Here is a 21,183-nt window from a genome sequence, read left to right on the forward strand (position 1 = left end):
TGGAGGTGTCGGGGCATCCGGTGTTGACGGGTGCGATCGGTGACACGCTCGATGAGCAGGCGCCGGTGACGGTGGGCACGCTGCGGCGTGACGACGGCGGCGCCGAACGCCTCCTGACCTCGTTCGCCGAAGCCCACGTCGGCGGAGTCGACGTCGACTGGTCCGCCGTCCTCGGCACCGGCACGGCTGTCGACCTGCCCACCTACGCCTTCCAGCGCAGCCGCTACTGGGCCGAGGTGGCCCGCTCCGCGGTGAGCGGGGTCACCGAGGGCGACGCCGAGTTCTGGGCCGCCGTCGAGGGCGGCGACCTGGACGAGCTGGCCACGGCGCTGAACCTGGACGGCGGCAGCCTCGCGGAGGTGTTGCCGGCGCTGACCGACTACCGCAGGCGCAGCCGGGTGGACGCGACGGTCGCCGACTGGCGTTACCGGATCACCTGGGTCCCGGTCGCCGAGTCCGAGGCGGTGCTCTCGGGCACCTGGCTGGTCGTCGGCACGGGCGCGGACGCGGAGTCGGTCGCCGGACTGCTGGCCGGGCGCGGCGCGCGGGTCGTCACCGTCGCAGGGTCCGCGGAGGAGATCGCCGGGGCGGCGAACGCCGATGTGGCGGGCGTCGTCTCGACGCTGGCGCTGGACGAGGCGTCGCACCCCGAGTACGCGGTGGTGCCCGCGGGTCTGGTGGCGACGGTCGAGCTGGTCCGCGCGCTGGGCGCGGCCGGTGTCGGCGCTCCGCTGTGGGTGCTGACCCGCGGCGCGGTGGGCACCGGCTCGGGCGAGCCGGTCGTCAACCCGAGGCAGGCGCAGGTCTGGGGCCTCGGTGTGACGGCGGGTCTCGAACTCGGCGGACGCTGGGGCGGCCTGGTCGACCTGCCCGAGGCGCTGGACGCGCGGACGGGCTCCCGTCTCGTCACCGTCCTGGCCGGAGCGGGCGAGGACCAGGTGGCGCTGCGTTCGCGCGGCATCCTCGGGCGCAGGCTCGAGCGTGCGGGACGCCCGGCCCTCCGCGAGGCATGGCGCCCGCGCGGCACGGTTCTGGTGACCGGCGGCACGAGCGGTGTCGGCGCGATCACCGCGGAGTGGGTGGTCGGGCGCGGCGCCGAGCGCGTGGTGCTGACCAGCCGTTCCGGCCCGGGTGCGAGCGCTGTGGCGCGGCTCGCCGCGTCGATCGCCACCTCGGGGACGACGGTCGAGGTGGTCGCGTCCGACGCGGCCGACCGCGCGTCGACCCGCGAGCTGCTGGACTGGATCGACGCCACCGGTGCGCCGCTCTCCTCCGTGATGCACGCCGCGGGACTGAGCGGTGGCAAGCCGGTCGAGGAGATCGAGACGGCCGACCTGTCGCTGCTGCTCTCCGCGAAGGCGGGCGGCGCGGCCGTACTGGACGAGCTGACCGCCGACCGGGAGCTGGACGCGTTCGTGTTCTTCTCCTCGGGCGCGGCGACGTGGGGCAGCGGCGGCCTCGGTGCCTACGCCGCCGCCAACGCCTACCTCGACGCGCTGTGCGACAACCGTCGCGCCAGGGGCGTCGCGGCCACCTCGGTGGCGTGGGGCGTGTGGAGCGGCGTCGGCATGGCGGCGAGCGAAGGCGGCGAGCGGCTGTCGAACTTCGGCATGGACGGCATCGACGCGGTGCGCGGCATGCGCGCCCTGGGCCAGGTGCTCGACGCGGACGAGGGCGCGATGGCGGTCGCCGGCTTCGACTGGGCGCAGTTCGTGCCGACCTACACCTTCCGCCGCCCGAGCCCGCTGCTCTCGGCGCTGCCCGATGTCAAGGAGCTGCTTGCGGCGGAGGCCGCCGCCGAGACCAGCGCCATCGCCGGGGCGTCCGAACTCGCCGAGCGGCTGCGGGGCCTGTCCGTGGCCGAGCAGCGGCAGACGCTCACCGACCTGGTCCGCGGGCACGCCGCGGCGGTGCTCGGCCACGACGCGGCCGGGGACGTCTCCTCGCAGCGGGCGTTCCGTGACCTCGGGTTCGACTCGGTGGGCGCGGTCGAGCTGCGCAACCGCCTCTCGGCGGCGGCCGGCGTCAGGCTGCCCTCGACGATGATCTTCGACTACCCGAACGCCGACGCGCTCGCCGAGTTCATGCGGAGCGAGCTGGTCGGCACCGCGCAGGACGAAGGCGCGGTGCAGGTGGTGGCCGCCGCCGGTGGCGAGCCGATCGCCATCGTCGGCATGGGCTGCCGCTACCCGGGCGACGCCCACGGGCCCGAGCAGTTCTGGAAGATGCTGACGGCCGGGACGGACGCCATCGCCGGCTTCCCGACCGACCGCGGCTGGGAGGCGTTCGAGCAGGAGTTCGGCAACGACGCGGTCCGCGCCGGCGAGGCGTACACGCGCCAGGGCGGATTCCTCTACGACGCCACCCAGTTCGACGCGGGCTTCTTCGGGATCAATCCGCGCGAGGCGCTGGCGATGGACCCGCAGCAGCGGCTGCTTCTCGAGACCTCGTGGGAGGCGATCGAGCGGGCCGGGCTGGCCCCGACCTCGCTGCACGGCTCCGCCACCGGTGTCTTCATCGGCGCGAGCACCTCGGGTTACGAGAACAGCCTGCCGATCGACGACGAGGCTCTGAACGGCTACCGGCTCACCGGCGCCGTCTCCTCGGTCGCCTCCGGCCGCATCTCCTACGTCCTGGGCCTCACCGGTCCGGCACTGACGGTGGACACGGCCTGCTCCTCGTCCCTGGTGGCGATGCACCAGGCGGTGTCGGCGCTGCGGGCCGGTGAGTGCTCGATGGCGCTGGCCGGCGGTGTCGCGGTGATGGCCTCGCCCGGCGCGTTCATGGACTTCTCCGAGCAGGGCGGCATGGCCTCCAGCGGCCGGTGCAAGGCGTTCTCGGAGGGGGCCGACGGCATCGGCTGGGGCGAGGGCGCGGGCATCCTGCTCCTCGAACGTCTCTCCGAGGCGCGCCGCAACGGGCACCAGGTGCTCGCGGTGATCCGCGGCTCGGCCGTCAACCAGGACGGTGCCTCCAACGGCCTGTCCGCCCCCAACGGTCCCTCCCAGCGCCGCGTCATCCGCGCCGCCCTCGCCAACGCGCAGGTCACCTCCGCGGACATCGATGTCGTGGAGGCGCACGGCACTGGCACCGCGCTCGGCGACCCGATCGAGGCGCAGGCACTGCTGGCCACCTACGGCCAGGAGCGCACCGCCGACCAGCCGCTGTGGCTCGGCTCCGTGAAGTCGAACATCGGTCACACGCAGCAGGCCGCCGGCGTCGCGGGCGTCATCAAGATGGTGCTCGCCATGCGGCACGGCGTGCTGCCGAAGACGCTCCACGCCGAGGAGCCGTCCACGCACGTGGACTGGTCCTCGGGCAGCGTGCAGCTCCTCCAGGACGCGCAGGAGTGGCCCGCGGGCGACCGGCCGCGGCGTGCGGCCGTCTCGGCCTTCGGCATCAGCGGCACCAACGTGCACGTGATCCTGGAGGAGACGCCGCAGGAGGACGAGGCGGTCGTCACGGAGGAGAAGATCGACGCGGCTCCCGCCGCGGTCCTCTCCCCGGTGCTGCCCGCCTGGGTGGTCTCCGGGCGCGGCGCTCAGGCGCTGGCCGGTCAGGCCGGCCAGTTGCGTGACCACGTGCTCGCGGCGCCCGCGCTTCCGGTGGGCGACGTGGCGTGGTCGCTGGCCACGACCCGCGCGGTCTTCGAGCACCGCGCGGTGGTGCTCGGCGGCGAGCGCGAGGAGCTGCTCGCCGGTCTGACGGCGGTGGCCACGGATCAGCCCGTGGCCGGCGTGGTGACGGGCGCGGTCTCCCCGGCCGGGGTGGGCAAGACGGTGTTCGTCTTCCCGGGTCAGGGTTCGCAGTGGATCGGCATGGGCCGCGAACTCGCCGCCGCTTCACCGGTCTTCGCCGCGCGGCTGGTCGAGTGCGCGGCGGCGCTCGCGCCGTTCGTGGACTGGCGTCTTGACGATGTCCTTGCCGGTGAGCACGGCTTCGAGGCCGCCGATGTGGTGCAGCCCGCGCTGTGGGCCGTGATGGTCTCCCTCGCGGAGGTGTGGCAGGCGGCGGGTGTTGTTCCCGACGCGGTGGTGGGTCACTCGCAGGGTGAGATCGCCGCCGCCGCGGTGGCGGGCATCCTGTCCCTGGAGGACGCGGCGAAGGTGGTGGCGCTGCGCAGCAAGACCCTGGCGGCCCTGGCGGGCCGTGGTGGGATGCTGTCGATCGCGGAGTCGGCGGACGCGGTGCGCGAGCGCATCGCCCCCTTCGGCGCGCGCCTGTCGATCGCGGCGGTGAACGGGCCGCGGGCGACGGTCGTCTCCGGTGAGCCGGAGGCGCTGCGCGAGGTGCAGGAGTCGTGCGGCGAGTCGGTGCGCACCCGGATGGTTCCGGTGGACTACGCCTCGCACAGCCCGCAGGTGGACGAGCTCCGCGAGGAGATCCTCGCCACCCTGGCGGGCATCACCCCGGGCGAGGCTCACATCCCGATGGTCTCCGCGCTGAGTGGCGAGTGGCTGAACGGCCCGGAGATGGACCCGGGTTACTGGTTCGCCTCGCTGCGCGAGACGGTCGAGTTCGACCGCGCGATCGGCATCCTCGGCGAGGCCGGGCACGGCGTCTTCATCGAGGCATCCCCGCACCCGGTGCTCGTCCAGGCCATCACCGACAGCTTGGAGGAGCGCTCCCCGGTCGCCGTCGGCACGCTGCGGCGCGAGGACGGCGGCGCACGGCGCCTGCTGACTTCGCTCGCCGAGGCGTACGCGGGCGGCGCCGCCATCGACTGGCCGGTGCTGCTCGGCGGCGGCGAGACCGTGGAACTTCCGACGTACGCCTTCCAGCGGCGCCGGTTCTGGCCCGAGGTCCGCGAGGTCGAACGGCCCGCCTGGTCGGTGGACGACTGGCGCTACCGGATCGACTGGCACTCGGCCGACCGGACCGGCACGCCCGCACTGACCGGCACCTGGCTGCTCGTGGGCGACGCCCCCGACGCACCCGCGATCGGCGACGCGCTCGGGGCACATGGCGCCGAGGTGGTCCGCACGACGCTCGACGACATCGGCGGGATCGCACTCGCCGAGGTCAGCGGCGTGGTGTCGCTGCTTGCCCTCGACGAGACCCCCGACGCGGAGTACCCGTGGGTGCCGCGCGGCACGGCGGGCACGGTCGACCTCGTCCGCATCCTGAGCGAGGCCGGTACCTCGGCTCCGCTGTGGGTGCTGACGCGCGGCGCGGTGCAGACCGGCGCCGGCGAGGTGACGAGCAGCCCGGTGCAGGCGCAGGTCTGGGGCCTCGGCCGCGCGGTCGGTCTTGAGCACCCCGACACCTGGGGCGGTCTCGTCGACCTGCCCGTGGAGTTCGACGCCGAAAGCGGGGTGCGGCTCGCCGCGGTCCTCGCGGACGGCCGCGAGGACCAGGTTGCGCTGCGCGAGTCCGCCACCCACATACGGCGACTCGTCAGGGCGGAGCCCAAGCCGCGCGGCGGTGCGGCATGGCAGCCGCGCGGCACGGTCCTGCTCACCGGCGGCACCGGCTCGATCGGCGTCAGCGTCGGCGTCTGGCTCGCCGAACGCAACGCGCCTCGCGTGGTGCTGACCTCCCGGTCCGGCCCTTCGGCTCCGGGGCTGGCCGAGCTTGCCGCCTCGGTGGCGCAGGCCGGCTCGGACGTCGAGGTGATCAGTTGCGACCTGGGCTCGCAGGAGCAGGCCACGGGCATGGTCGGATGGATCGAGCAGTCGGGTCCCGGCCTGTCGACGGTGCTGCACTCGGCGAACCTGCCCTACCTGGCACGGGTCGAGGACACCGACCGCGAGGGCCTGTCGATGGCGCTCGGCGCCAAGGCCGGCGGAGCGGTGCACCTGGACGTGGCGACGGCCGGTCTCGACCTGGACGAGTTCGTCCTGTTCTCGTCGATCTCCGCGACCTGGGGCAGCAACGACCACGGCGCCTACGCCGCGGGCAACTCGTTCCTCGACGCGCTCGCCGAGAACCGGCGGGGCCGCGGCCTGCCCGCCACCTCCATCGCCTGGGGCGTCTGGGACACCCGGGACTGGGAGGCGGTGGAAGCCGTCATGGACGACCAGGGCGTGACCCGGGTGACACCCAGCCGTCTGCGCCGGCAGGGCATGCACTTCCTCGACCTGGAGCGGGCGCTGGTCACGCTGGGCGAGGTGCTCGGCGACGACGAGACGTTCATCGCGGTCGCCGACGTGGAGTGGAAGAAGTTCGCTCCGGTGTTCAGCGCGGCGCGTCCGCGCCCGCTGCTGGAGACGATTCCGGAAGCGCGCGAGGAGATGGAGCTCGCCGGACCGGCGGACTCCGGGACGGCCGAGCGCGGCGAGTACGCGACGAAGCTGGCCGCGATGTCGGCGGCCGAGCGGCGCCGCACCGTCGTCGAGATCGTGCGGGCCCAGGCCACGGCGGTGCTCGGCCACGATTCGGTGGCCGAGGTGCCGGCGGAGCGGGCGTTCAAGGACATCGGCTTCGACTCGCTCACCGCGGTCGAGCTGCGGAACCGGATCAACACCGCCACCGGCGTGAAGCTGCCCTCCACCGTGGTCTTCGACCACCCCAACGCGACCGCGCTGGCCGAGGAGATCCTCTCCAGGCTGCTGGGCAGCGACTCGAACGAGACCACGTCCGTCGTGGTGAACGCCCCGTCGGAGCCGATCGCGATCGTGGGCATGGCCTGCCGCTACCCGGGCGGGGTGCGCACTCCCGAGGAACTGTGGGAGCTGCTCGCCTCGGACGGGGACGCGATCTCCGGCTTCCCGGTCGACCGCGGCTGGGACGTCGAGGGGCTCTTCGACCCGGACCCGGACGCCGAGAACTCGACGTACGTCATGGAGGGCGGTTTCCTCTCGGGCGTGGCCGAGTTCGACGCCGGGTTCTTCGGGATCAGCCCGCGTGAGGCGCTGGCGATGGACCCGCAGCAGCGGCTGCTGCTCGAAACCTCGTGGGAGGCGATCGAGCGGGCCGGGATCGACCCGGCGGTGCTGAAGGGCTCCGGTACGGGCGTCTTCGTCGGCGCGGCCCCCTCGGGCTACGTCACGGCGGTCGGCGAGGTGGCCGACGTCCAGGCGCACCTGATGACGGGCAATGCGCTGAGCGTGCTCTCCGGCCGCATCTCCTACACCCTCGGTCTGACGGGCCCCGCCGTCTCGGTGGACACCGCCTGCTCCTCGTCGCTGGTCGCGCTCCACCAGGCGGTCACCGCGCTGCGCGGCGGCGAGTGCTCGATGGCGCTGGCCGGCGGCGTGATGGTGATGGCCGAGCCGAGCGAGTTCGTGGGCTTCTCGCGGCTGCGGGCCCTGGCATCCGACGGACGCTGCAAGGCGTTCAGCGACGACGCCGACGGCATGGGCATGGCCGAGGGCGCCGGCATGGTGATGCTGGAGCGCCTGTCCGACGCGAAGCGCAACGGGCACCAGGTCCTCGCGGTGATCCGCGGCAGCGCGATCAACCAGGACGGTGCCTCCAACGGCCTGTCCGCGCCGAACGGTCCCTCGCAGCGCCGCGTCATCCGCGCCGCGCTGGCCAACGCGCAGATCTCGGCGGCGGACGTCGACGCCGTGGAGGCGCACGGCACGGGCACCGAGCTGGGTGACCCGATCGAGGCCGGCGCGCTGCTCGCCACCTACGGCCAGGGCCGCGCCGCGGACCGGCCGCTGTGGCTCGGCTCGGTGAAGTCGAACATCGGTCACGCGCAGCAGGCCGCCGGCATCGCGGGCGTCATCAAGATGGTGATGGCGCTCAACCACGGCCTGCTGCCCCGGACGCTGCACGCCGACACCCCGTCCACGCACGTGGACTGGGAGTCGGGCAACGTGCGGCTGCTCACCGAGGCACACGACTGGCAGCCGGGTGACCGGCCGCGGCGCGCGGGTGTCTCGGCGTTCGGCATCAGCGGCACCAACGCGCACCTGATCCTGGAGGAGGCGCCGCACGAGGAAGAGGCGGCGGCCGAGGCGGCGGAGCCGGGTGCGGCTCCCGTCGCGGTCCTCTCCGCCCCCCTGCCGGCCTGGCTGGTCTCCGGCCGGAGCGCCGTGGCCCTCGCGGGTCAGGCGGGCCGGCTGCGGGAGCGCGTGCTGGCGCGGCCCGAGGTTCCGGTGGGGGATGTGGCGTGGTCGCTGGCCACGACGCGTTCGGTCTTCGAGCACCGCGCGGTGGTGCTGGGCGCCGAGCGCGAGGTGTTGGCGGCCGGTCTGGCCGCGGTGGCCACGGAGCAGCCGTCGGCCGGCGTGGTGACCGGCGAGATCGCCCAGAGCGGCGTCGGGCGGACGGTGTTCGTCTTTCCGGGTCAGGGTTCGCAGTGGATCGGTATGGGCCGTGAGCTGGCGGCTGTGTCGCCGGTGTTCGCTGCGCGTCTTGCCGAGGCCGGGGCGGCGCTTGCGCCGTTCGTGGACTGGGAGCTGGACGCTGTGCTCGCGGGTGAGCACGGGTTCGAGGCCGCGGATGTGGTGCAGCCGGCGCTGTGGGCGGTGATGGTCTCCCTCGCGGAGGTCTGGCGCGCCGCGGGTGTTGTTCCTGACGCGGTGGTGGGTCATTCGCAGGGTGAGATTGCCGCCGCCGCGGTGGCGGGCATCCTCTCCCTCCAGGACGCGGCGAAGGTGGTGGCGCTGCGCAGCAGGACGCTTGCGGCCCTGGCGGGTCGTGGGGGGATGCTGTCGATCGCGGAGTCGGCGGACGCGGTGCGCGTGCGCATCGCTCCCTTCGGTGAGCGCCTGTCGATCGCGGCGGTGAACGGGCCGCGGGCGACGGTGGTCTCCGGTGAGCCGGAGGCGCTGCGCGAGGTGCAGGAGTCGTGCGGCGAGTCGGTGCGCACCCGGATGGTCCCGGTGGACTACGCCTCGCACAGCCCGCAGGTGGACGAGCTCCGCGAGGAGATCCTCGCCACCCTGGCGGGCATCACCCCGGGCGAGGCCAGGATTCCGATGGTTTCCGCGCTGAGTGGCGAGTGGCTGAACGGTCCGGAGATGGACCCGGGTTACTGGTTCGCCTCGCTGCGCGAGACGGTCGAGTTCGACCGCGCGATCAGCATCCTCGGCGAGGCCGGGCACGGCGTGTTCGTCGAGTCCTCGCCGCACCCGGTGCTCACCGGTGCGATCGGTGACGCGGTGCAGGAGAACGCGGACGCCGTGGTCGTCGGCACGCTGCGGCGCGAGGACGGCGGCGCCGAGCGCCTGCTGACCTCGTTCGCCGAGGCGTACGTCAAGGGCGTCGGCGTCGACTGGGCCGGAATCCTCGGTGGCGGTTCGACCACGGACCTGCCCACCTACGCCTTCCAGCGGCGCCACTACTGGCCGCAGGCGCATGCGGCGGTCACGGGCGGTCAGGTCACCGAGGGCGACGCCGACTTCTGGGCCGCCGTCGAGGGCGGCGACCTGGACGAGCTGGCCACGGCGCTGAACGTGGACGGCGGCAGCCTCGCGAAGGTGTTCCCGGCGCTGACCGACTACCGCAAGCGCAGCCGGGTGGACGCGACGGTCGCCGACTGGCGTTACCGGATCACCTGGGCCCCGGTCGCCGAGTCCGAGACGCTGCTCTCGGGCACCTGGCTGGTCGTCGGCACGGGCGCGGACGCGGAGTCCGTCGCTACGGTACTGGCCGAACGCGGCGCCGAGATCGTCACCGCCGCCGGCCCCGAAGGGATCGACCCGGACGTGGCCGACGGCGTGGCGGGCGTCATCTCGATGCTGGCACTGGACGAGGCGTCGCACCCCGCGTACGCGGTGGTGCCCGCCGGTCTGATGGCGACGGTGGAACTCATCCAGGCCCTCGGCCGGGCGAACGTCGGGGCACCGCTGTGGGTGCTGACCCGCGGCGCCGTCGGCACCGGGCCCGGCGAGCGGGTCGTGAGCCCGACGCAGGCGCAGGTCTGGGGCCTCGGCGTGACGGCGGCACTCGAACTGGCCGGGCGCTGGGGCGGTCTGATCGACCTGCCCGCGGTGCTGGACGCGCGGACCGGGGCCAGGTTGGCCACCGTTCTCGCGGACGGCGGCGAGGACCAGGTGGCGCTGCGCTCGCGCGGCATCCTCGGGCGCAGGCTGGAGCGCGCCGGCCGTCCGGTCGTCCGGGCGGAGTGGACGCCACGCGGCACGGCCCTGGTGACCGGCGGCGTGAGCGGGGTCGGCGCGATCACCGCGCGGTGGGTCGCCGAGCGCGGGGCTCCGCGCCTGGTGCTGACCAGCCGCTCGGGCCCGGCCGCGGCCGGGGTCGCCGCACTGGCCGCCTCGATCGCCGCCTCGGGTACCGCGGTGGAGGTGATCTCCTCCGACACGGGTGACCGCGAGTCGACCGGCGCACTGCTGGCCTGGATCGACGCCACGGGCGCGCCGCTGTCGTCGGTGCTGCACGCCGCCGGTGTGACCGGTGGCAAGCCGGTCGAGGAGGTCGAAACGGCCGACCTGGCGGGGCTGTTGTCGGCGAAGGCCGGCGGCGCCGCCGTGCTCGACGAGCTGACCGCCGACCGGGAGCTGGACGCCTTCGTCCTCTTCTCCTCCGGAGCGGGAACGTGGGGCAGCGGCGGCCTGAGCGCCTACGGCGCGGCCAACGCCTACCTCGACGCGCTGTGCGACAACCGTCGCGCCAGGGGCGTCGCGGCCACCTCGGTGGCCTGGGGCCTGTGGGCCGGCATCGGCATGGCGGCGAGCGAAGGCGGAGACCGGCTGCTCGACTACGGGATGGACGGCATCGACGCGGAGCGCGGCATGCGCGCGCTGGGCCAGGTGCTCGACGCGGACGAGGGCGCGGTCGCGGTCGCCGGCTTCGACTGGGCGCAGTTCGTGCCGACGTACACCTTCCGCCGCCCGAGCCCGCTGCTCTCGGCGATACCCGAGGTCAGGGAGATCCTGGCGGCGGAAGCCGAGGCCGGGGCCGGCGTCGGGACCGGCGGTTCGGAACTGGCCGAGCGGTTGTCGGGCCTGTCGGTGGGCGACCAGCGGCAGATGCTGACGGAGCTGGTGCGCGGCCACGCCGCGGCGGTCCTCGGCCACGAAGCGGCAGGGGAAGTTCTGCCGCAGCGGGCCTTCAAGGACCTCGGGTTCGACTCGGTCGGCGCGGTCGAGCTGCGCAACCGCCTCTCGGCGGCTGCCGGGATCAGGCTGCCCTCGACGATGATCTTCGACTACCCGAACGCAGCGGCACTCGCCGACTACATCCGCGGCGAACTCGTCGATGCCGGCCAGGCGGCGGACGGCGCCGACCAGGGCGACGTGGTGCTGAACGACCTGGACCGGCTGGCCGCGGCGCTCGAGTCCATCGAAGGCGGCGCGGATGTGCGCCAGGACATCACCGAGCGCATGCAGACCATGCTGTCCCGTTGGCTGCGCGGCAGCACCGCCAACGACGAGTCCGCCGCCGGTGCCACCGGACGGCAGAACGTTGCCGGACAGCTCGACGAGGCCTCTGCCGATGAGGTTCTTGACTTCATCAACAAGGAACTTGGTGGCTCGTGATGATCACTTGTGGTCAGGCTGTGGCACTGTCTAGGGAGATTCACCGTGGCTGATGACAAGAAGATGCTCGTAGCCCTCAAGAAGCTGGCGGCTGAACACTACGAGGTCCGCGAGCGGGTCCGGGAGCTGGAGTCCGGCGCCCGCGAGCCGATCGCGATCGTGGGAATGGGCTGCCGCCTGCCGGGCGATGTCCGGGGCCCCGAGCAGTTCTGGGACCTGCTCGACTCCGCCACGGACGCGATCTCGGACTTCCCGACCGACCGCGGTTGGGAGGCCGTCGAGGAGGAGTTCGGCGGCGAGGCGGTCCGTTCCGGCGAGGCGTACATCCGGCAGGGCGGCTTCGTCTACGACGTGGCCGACTTCGACGCGAGCTTCTTCGGCATCAACCCGCGCGAGGCGCTGGCGATGGACCCGCAGCAGCGGCTGCTGCTTGAGACCTCGTGGGAGGCGATCGAGCGGGCCGGGCTGGCCCCGACCTCGCTGCACGGCTCCGCCACCGGTGTCTTCATCGGCGCCAACCACTCCGGATACAGCTCCGCGCTGCCGGTCGACGACCAGAGCCTGGACGGGTACCGGCTCACCGGCACCCTCTCCTCGGTGGTCTCCGGCCGTATCTCCTACGTCCTCGGCCTGACCGGGCCCGCGGTGACGGTGGACACGGCGTGTTCCTCGTCCCTGGTGGCGATGCACCAGGCGGTGTCGGCGTTGCGGGCCGGTGAGTGCTCGATGGCGCTCGCCGGCGGCGTGGCGGTCCTGACCTCGCCCGGCGCGTTCATGGAGTTCTCGCAGCAGGGCGGCATGGCGTCCAGCGGCCGGTGCAAGGCGTTCTCGGACGAGGCCGACGGCATCGGCTGGGGCGAGGGCGCCGGCATGGTGCTGCTCGAACGGCTCTCGGACGCCAAGCGCAACGGGCACCAGATCCTCGCGGTGATCCGCGGCTCGGCTGTCAACCAGGACGGTGCCTCCAACGGTCTGTCCGCCCCCAACGGTCCCTCGCAGCGCCGCGTCATCCGCGCCGCGCTGGCCAACGCGCAGTTGGCGGCGGCGGACATCGACGTCGTCGAGGCGCACGGCACCGGCACCTCGCTCGGTGACCCCATCGAGGCCCAGGCGCTGCTGGCGACCTACGGCCAGGAACGTTCCGGGGACGAGCCGCTGTGGCTCGGCTCGGTGAAGTCCAACATCGGCCACCTCCAGTGCGCGGCCGGCGTCGCGGGCGTCATCAAGATGGTGCTCGCCATGCGGCACGGCGTGCTGCCGAAGACGCTCTACGCCGAGGAGCCGTCCACGCACGTGGACTGGACCACGGGGAACGTGAGGCTGCTCCAGGAGGCCCGCGCGTGGCAGCCGGGCGAGGAGGCCAGGCGGGCAGGCGTCTCGGCGTTCGGCGTCAGCGGCACCAACGCCCACATCATCCTGGAAGAGGCACCGCCCGTCACCGACGAGCCGGAGGCCGCGGCCGAGGCCGGGGGAGCGCCGGCGCCTTCGGTGCTCGCCGACTCCGTCGCGGTCGTTCCGTGGCTGGTCTCGGGCCAGAGCGCGCAGGCGCTGGCCGGTCAGGCCGGCCGCCTCCGCGAGCACGTGCTGGCGCGGCCCGCGGCGACCGTCGGCGACGTGGCGTGGTCGCTCGCCACGACCCGCTCGTCCTTCGAGCACCGCGCGGTGGTGCTCGGCGGCGACCGTGAGGAGCTGCTCGCCGGTCTGGCCGCGGTCGCCACCGAGCAGCCCGTGGCCGGCGTGGTCACGGGCGAGGTCGCGCCGGGCGGCGTGGGGCGCTCGGTGTTCGTCTTCCCCGGGCAGGGTTCGCAGTGGATCGGCATGGGCCGTGAACTGGCCGAGGTGTCGCCGGTGTTCGCGGCGCGGCTCGCCGAGTGCGCCGCGGCGCTCGCCCCCCACGTGGAGTGGGAGCTGAACGATGTCCTTGCCGGTGAGCACGGGTTCGAGGCCGCGGACGTGGTGCAGCCCGCGCTGTGGGCCGTGATGGTCTCCCTCGCGGAGGTGTGGCAGGCGGCGGGTGTTGTTCCCGACGCGGTGGTGGGTCACTCGCAGGGTGAGATCGCCGCCGCCGCGGTGGCGGGGATTCTCTCCCTCGAAGACGCGGCCAAGGTGGTGGCGCTGCGCAGCAAGACCCTGGCGGCCCTGGCGGGCCGTGGTGGGATGCTGTCGATCGCCGAGTCCGCGGAGGAGGTGCGCCGCCGGATCGCCTCCTACGGAACGCGCCTGTCGATCGCCGCGGTGAACGGGCCGCGGGCGACGGTCGTCTCCGGTGAGCCGGAGGCGCTGCGCGAGGTGCAGGAGTCGTGCGGCGAGTCGGTGCGCACCCGGATGATCCCGGTGGACTACGCCTCGCACAGCCCGCAGGTCGACGAGCTGCGGGACGAAATTCTCGCCACGCTGGCCGGCATCGCCCCGCGCGAGGCCCGCATCCCGATGATCTCCGCCATGAGCGGCGCCTGGCTGTCGGGCCCCGAGATGGACCCGGGTTACTGGTTCGCCTCGCTGCGCGAGACGGTCGAGTTCGACCGCGCGGTGCGCGCGCTCGCGGGCAACGGACACGGCGTCTTCGTCGAGGTCTCGCCGCACCCGGTGCTCACCGGCGCGATCGGCGACAGCCTGGAGGAGTACGCCCCGGTCACGGCCGGCACGCTGCGGCGGGACGACGGCGGCGCCGAGCGCCTGCTGACCTCGTTCGCCGAGGCGTACGTGGGCGGCGTCGCCGTCGACTGGGCGGCCGTGCTCGGCGGCGGCAACACCCTCGAACTTCCGACGTACGCCTTCCAGCGGCGCCGGTTCTGGCCCGAGACGCCCGTGGTCAAGCGGGTCGGCGGGCCGGCGAACGACTGGCGCTACCGCATCACCTGGCAGCCGGCCGGAACGGACCGCATCGCCGCGCTCTCCGGCACCTGGCTGCTCGTCGGCGACACCCCGGACGCGCAGGCGATCGCCGACGCGCTGACCGGACACGGCGCCGAGGTGGTCCGCACGACGCTCGACGGCATCGGCGAGGTCGCGCTCGCCGAGGTCAGCGGCGTGGTCTCGCTGCTCGCGCTGGACGAAACCCCCGAGGCCAACTACCCGTGGGTGCCCGTCGGCACCGCGGAGACGGTGGACCTGGTACGGGTCATGTGCGAGGCCGGAGCGACGGCCCCGCTGTGGGTGCTGACGCGCGGCGCGGTGCAGACCGGGGCGGGCGAGGTCACCACCAGCCCGGCGCAGGCCCAGCTGTGGGGCATCGGCCGCGCGGTCGGCCTCGAACACCCCGAACTGTGGGGCGGCCTGATCGACCTGCCGGCCGAACTCGACGCCAGGACCGGCGTCCGGCTCGCCTCGGTGCTGGCCGACGGCCACGAGGACCAGGTCGCGCTGCGGCCCTCCGGAACGTTCCTGCGCCGCCTGGTGCACGCCGAGGCGCGCCGCGCCGACGCGGCGGAGTGGGCCCCGCGCGGCACGGTCCTGCTCACCGGCGGCACCGGCTCGATCGGCGTCTGGATCGGTGACTGGCTCGCCGCACGTGACGCCCGGCGCGTCGTGCTGACCTCCCGTTCCGGCCCTTCGGCCGCGGGCCTGGCCGAGCTGGCCGCCTCGGTGGCGCAGGCCGGCTCGGACGTCGAGGTGATCAGTTGCGACCTGGGCGTCCAGGAGCAGGTCACCGACATGGTCGCCTGGATCGAGCAGTCCGGCCCCGGACTGTCCACCGTGCTGCACTCGGCGAACCTGACCTATCTGGGACGGGTGGAGGAGACCGACCGCGAGGGCCTGGCCACGGCGCTGGGCGCCAAGGCCGCGGGTGCGGTGCACCTGGACGTGGCGACGGCGGGCCTCGACGTGGACGAGTTCGTCCTGTTCTCGTCGATCTCCGCGACCTGGGGCAGCAACGACCACGGCGCCTACGCCGCCGGCAACTCCTTCCTCGACGCCTTCGCCGAGGACCGGCGGGCCCGCGGCCTGCCGGGCACGTCCATCGCCTGGGGCGTCTGGGACACCCGCGACTGGGCGGCCGTCGACGCGGCCCTCGACCAGGGCGCGGGCCGGGTGACGCCGAGCCGCCTGCGGCGGCAGGGCATGCACTTCCTGGAGACGAAGCGCGCGTTGAGCACGCTCGGTGAAATCCTCGCCGACGACGAGACGTTCATCGCGGTCGCGGACGTCGAGTGGGAGAAGTTCGCCCCGGTCTTCTGCGCGGCGCGCCCGCGCCCGCTGCTCGACACCATCCCGGAGGCGCTCGAAGAGGTCGAGCCGACGCGGCCGGCCGAGACCGAGACGGCCGAGCGCGGCGAGTACGCGTCCAAGCTGGCCGCGCTGCCGGTGGCCGAGCGGCGCCGCACCGTCATCGACCTGGTCCGCTCCCACGCCACGGCGGTACTCGGGCACGAATCGGTCGCCGAGGTGGCGGCCGAGCGCGCGTTCCGGGACGTCGGCTTCGACTCGCTGACGGCGGTGGAGCTGCGCAACCGGCTCAACACCGCGGCCGGCGTGAAGCTGCCCTCCACGGTGGTCTTCGACCACCCCAACCCCACCGCCCTGGCCGAGGAGATTCTCTCCAGGCTGCTGGGGACGGACGCGGACGAGACCGGCTCCGTCTTCGTGCAGGCCCCGTCGGAGCCGATCGCGATCGTGGGCATGGCCTGCCGCTACCCGGGCGGGGTGCGCAGCCCCGAGGAGCTGTGGGAGCTGCTCGCCACCGGCGGCGACGCGATCTCCGGCTTCCCGGTCGACCGCGGCTGGGACGTCGAGGGGCTCTTCGACCCGGACCCGGACGCCGAGAACTCGACGTACGTCATGGAGGGCGGTTTCCTCTCGGGCGCCGCGGAGTTCGACGCAGGGTTCTTCGGGATCAGCCCGCGTGAGGCGCTGGCGATGGACCCGCAGCAGCGGCTGCTGCTCGAAACCTCGTGGGAGGCGATCGAGCGCTCCGGCATCGACCCGGCGGCGCTGAAGGGCTCCGGTACGGGCGTCTTCGTCGGCGCGGCCCCCTCGGGCTACGTCGCGGCCGTCGCCGGAGAACCCGACGCCGCGGCGCACCTGATCACCGGTAACGCGCTGAGCGTGCTCTCCGGCCGCATCTCCTACACCCTCGGTCTCACCGGACCCGCCGTGTCCGTGGACACGGCGTGCTCGTCGTCCCTGGTGGCGATGCACCAGGCGGTGTCGGCGCTGCGCGGCGGCGAGTGCTCGATGGCGCTGGCCGGCGGCGTGATGGTGATGGCCGACCCGAGCGAGTTCGTGGGCTTCTCGCGGCTGCGGGCGCTCGCCGCCGACGGACGCTGCAAGGCGTTCGCGGACGGCGCTGACGGCATGGGCATGGCCGAGGGCGCCGGCATGGTGATGCTGGAGCGCCTGTCGGACGCGCGGCGCAACGGGCACGAAGTCCTCGCCGTCGTGCGGGGCAGCGCGGTCAACCAGGACGGTGCGTCGAACGGTCTTTCCGCGCCGAACGGTCCCTCGCAGCGGCGCGTCATCCGCGCCGCGCTGGCCAACGCCCGGCTGAAGGCCAGCGAGGTCGAGGTGGTGGAGGCGCACGGCACGGGCACCGAGCTGGGTGACCCGATCGAGGCCGGCGCGCTGCTCGCCACCTACGGCCAGGAGCGCACCGCGGACCAGCCCCTCCTGATCGGTTCGATCAAGTCGAACATCGGTCACGCGCAGCAGGCCGCCGGTATCGCGGGCGTCATCAAGATGGTGCTCGCCATGCGGCACGGTCTCCTCCCGAAGACGCTCTTCGCCGAGGAGCCTTCGTCGCACGTCGACTGGACCTCGGGCCACGTGCGGATTCTTCAGGAGGCACGGGACTGGCAGCCGGGCGACCGGCCGCGCCGCGCGGGTGTCTCGGCCTTCGGCATCAGCGGTACGAACGCGCACGTGATCCTCGAAGAGGCGCCGCGCGAGGACGAGTCCGCCGCCCCCGAGGCGCCGGAGTCGGACCCCGAGGCTGGCGCAGTGCCGAAGCTGCCGGTGCTCGCGCCCGCCGTTCCCGCGTGGCTGGTGTCGGGGCGTGGCGCCCCGGCGCTGGCGGGTCAGGCGGGCCGGCTGCGGGAGCGCGTGCTGGCGCGGCCCGAGTTGCCGGTGGGGGATGTGGCGTGGTCGCTGGCCACGACGCGTTCGGTCTTCGAGCACCGTGCGGTGGTGCTGGGCGCCGAGCGCGAGGTGTTGGCGGCCGGTCTGGCCGCGGTGGCCACGGAGCAGCCGGCTCCCGGTGTGGTGACGGGTTCCGTCTCCCCGGCCGGGGTGGGCAAGACGGTGTTCGTCTTCCCGGGTCAGGGTTCGCAGTGGATCGGTATGGGCCGCGAACTCGCCGCCGCTTCTCCGGTCTTCGCTGCGCGGCTCGCGGAGGCCGGGGCGGCGCTTGCGCCGTTCGTGGACTGGGAGCTGGACGCTGTGCTCGCGGGTGAGCACGGGTTCGAGGCCGCGGATGTGGTGCAGCCGGCGCTGTGGGCGGTGATGGTGTCGCTGGCCGCGGTCTGGGAGGCGACCGGTGTCGTTCCCGACGCGGTCGTCGGCCACTCGCAGGGTGAGATCGCCGCCGCCGCGGTGGCGGGGATTCTCTCCCTGGAGGACGCGGCGAAGGTGGTGGCGTTGCGCAGCAGGACGCTTGCGGCCCTGGCGGGTCGTGGGGGGATGCTGTCGATCGCGGAGTCGGCGGACGCGGTGCGCGAGCGCATCGCTCCCTTCGGCGCGCGGCTCTCGATCGCGGCGGTCAACGGGCCGCGGGCGACGGTGGTCTCCGGTGAGCCGGAGGCGCTGCGTGAGGTGCAGGAGTCGTGCGGCGAGTCGGTGCGTACCCGGATGGTTCCGGTGGACTACGCCTCGCACAGCCCGCAGGTCGACGAGCTGCGGGACGAGATTCTGTCCGTCCTGGCGGGGATAGCTCCGCGCGAGGCCAGGATTCCGATGGTTTCCGCGCTGAGTGGCGAGTGGCTGAACGGTCCGGAGATGGACCCGGGTTACTGGTTCGCCTCGCTGCGCGAGACGGTCGAGTTCGACCGCGCGATCCAGATCCTGGGCGAGGCCGGGCACGGTGTCTTCGTCGAGGCGTCCCCGCACCCGGTGCTCGCCGGTGCGATCGGCGACAGCCTGGAGGAGCGCTTCCCCGTCGTGGTCGGCACGCTGCGGCGCGAGGACGGCGGCGCCGAGCGTCTGCTGACCTCATTCGCCGAGGCGTACGTCAAGGGCGTCGGTGTCGACTGGGCCGGGATTCTTGGTGGCGGCACGGTCGTCGATCTGCCGACCTATGCCTTTGAGCACCGCCATTACTGGCCGCAGACGCCGCACCCGGTCCTGGGTGAGGTGTCCGAGGGCGATGCGGAGTTCTGGGCCGCCGTCGAGGGCGGTGACCTGGACGAGCTGGCCGCGGCGCTGAATGTTGATGGTGGCAGGCTGGGTGAGGTGCTGCCGGCGCTCGCGGACTACCGCAAGCGCAGCCGGGTGGACGCGACGGTCGCCGACTGGCGTTACCGGATCACCTGGGCGCCGGTGGCCGAGTCGCAGGCGGTGCTGTCGGGCACCTGGCTGGTCGTCGGCACGGGCGCGGACGCGGAGTCCGTCGCTACGGTACTGGCCGAACGCGGCGCCGAGATCGTCACCGCCGCCGGCCCCGACGAGATCGACGCGTCCGTGACCGCCGGCGCGGCGGGTGTGATCTCCACCCTGACCCTGGACGACACCCCGCTGGCCGGCGACCGGATCGTCTCGGCCGGCCTGGTGTCGACGATGGACCTGATGCGTGCCCTGGAGGCCGCGGGTGTCGAGGCACCGCTGTGGGTGCTGACCCGCGGCGCCGTCGGCACCGGGGCCGGCGAGAGCGTGACGAGCCCGGTGCAGGCGCAGACCTGGGGCCTGGGCGTGGTCGCCGGTCTGGAACTGGCCGGGCGCTGGGGCGGTTTGATCGACCTGCCCGAGGAGTTCGACGCGCGGACCGGAGCACGACTGGTCGCCGTGCTCGCGGACGGTGGCGAGGACCAGGTGGCGCTGCGTGCGCGTGGTGTTCTCGGGCGGAGGCTTGAGCGTGCGGGCCGTCCGGTGGTCCGGGCGGAGTGGGCGCCGCGTGGCACGGTGCTGGTGACCGGTGGCACGAGTGGTGTGGGTGCGATTACTGCCGAGTGGGTGGTCGGGCGTGGCGCCGAGCGCGTGGTGCTGACCAGCCGTTCCGGCCCGGGTGCCAGGGGCGTCGCCGAACTGGCCGCCTCGATCGCCACCGCGGGCGCCGCGGTGGACGTGGTGGCCTCCGACGCGGGTGACCGCGAGACCACGGGCGCCCTGCTCGACTGGATCGACGCCACCGGCCCGGCGCTGTCCTCGGTGATGCACGCCGCCGGAGTCGGCGGCGGCAAGCCGGTCACGGAGATCGAGGCGGCCGACCTGGCGTCGCTGCTCTCCGCCAAGGCCGGCGGCGCCGCGGCGCTGGACGAGCTGACCGCCGACCGGGAGCTGGACGCGTTCGTCCTCTTCTCTTCCGGCGCGGGCACCTGGGGCAGTGGCGGCCTCGGCGCCTACGCCGCGGCCAACGCCTACCTCGACGCGCTGTGCGAGAGCCGCCGTGCCCGCGGCGCGGTCGCCACGTCGATCGCCTGGGGCCTGTGGTCCGGCGTCGGCATGGCCGCCGGCGAAGGCGGCGAGCGGCTCTCCGGCAACGGGATGGAGGGCATCGACGCGAAGCGCGGCATGCGCGCCCTCGGCCAGGTGCTCGACGCGGGCGAGGGCGCGATGACCATCGCGGGCTTCGACTGGGAGCAGTTCGTCCCGACCTACACCCTCTACCGCCCGAGCCCGCTGCTGTCCGCCCTGCCCGAGGTCCGCGAGATCCTCGCGGCCGAGGCCAGGACGAGCACCACGGTTGTCGGCTCCGAGCTGGTCGGACGGCTGACCGCGATGTCGGTGGGCGACCAGCGGCGCGAGTTGACGGACCTGGTTCGCGCCAACGCCGCCGCCGTACTTGGCTACGAGTCCGCGCAGGACGTGCTGCCGCAGCGGGCGTTCCGTGACCTCGGGTTCGACTCGGTCGGCGCGGTCGAGCTGCGCAACCGGCTGGCCACGGCCGCCGGTGTCAGGCTGCCGTCGACGATGATCTTTGACTACCCGAACGCCGCCGCGCTCGCCGAGTTCATGCGCGGCGAACTCGTCGGTGCCGCCGACGGCTCGGCGAGCTCCGAGGGCACGGTGCAGGTGGTGGCCGCTGCCGCGGGCGAGCCGATCGCCATCGTCGGCATGGGCTGCCGCTACCCGGGTGAGGTCCGTGGCCCCGAGCAGTTCTGGGACCTGCTGGTCAACGGCACGGACGCGGTGGGCGGGTTCCCCACCGACCGCGGCTGGGAGGCGTTCGAGGCGCAGTTCGGCGGCGACGCGGTCCGCGCCGGCGAGGCGTACACGCGGCAGGGCGGCTTCGTCTACGACGTGGGCGACTTCGATGCCGGGTTCTTCGGCATCAGCCCGCGCGAGGCGCTGGCCATGGACCCGCAGCAGCGCCTGCTCCTCGAAAGCTCCTGGGAGGCGATCGAGCGGGCCGGGCTCGCCCCGTCCTCGCTGCACGGCTCCGCCACGGGCGTGTTCGTCGGCGCGAGCAGCTCGGGTTACGAGAGCAGCCTGCCCGCCGACGACGAGTCGATCAACGGCTACCGGCTGACGGGCAGCGCCTCGGCGGTGGTCTCCGGCCGGGTCTCGTACTGCCTCGGGCTGACGGGTCCTGCGGTGACGGTGGACACGGCGTGCTCCTCGTCGCTGGTCGCGCTGCACCAGGCGGTGTCGGCGCTGCGGGCCGGTGAGTGCTCGATGGCGCTGGCCGGCGGGGTGGCCG

At 73.7% G+C, this 21,183-nt stretch carries 2 protein-coding genes; both read left to right on the top strand.

Annotated elements, in window-relative coordinates:
• On the top strand, positions 1 to 11,396 hold an 11,396-nt coding region (locus HCN56_RS12600; RefSeq protein ID WP_209312653.1), incomplete at its 5' end, for a type I polyketide synthase.
• A gap of 45 nt (positions 11,397 to 11,441) precedes the next feature.
• Positions 11,442 to 21,183, top strand: a 9,742-nt coding sequence (locus tag HCN56_RS12605) for a type I polyketide synthase (RefSeq protein ID WP_312871208.1), incomplete at its 3' end; no start/stop codon positions are given.

It is taken from the genome of Streptomyces lonarensis, from assembly GCF_012033735.1.
GTDB classification, from domain to species: Bacteria; Actinomycetota; Actinomycetes; order Streptomycetales; family Streptomycetaceae; genus Streptomyces; species Streptomyces lonarensis.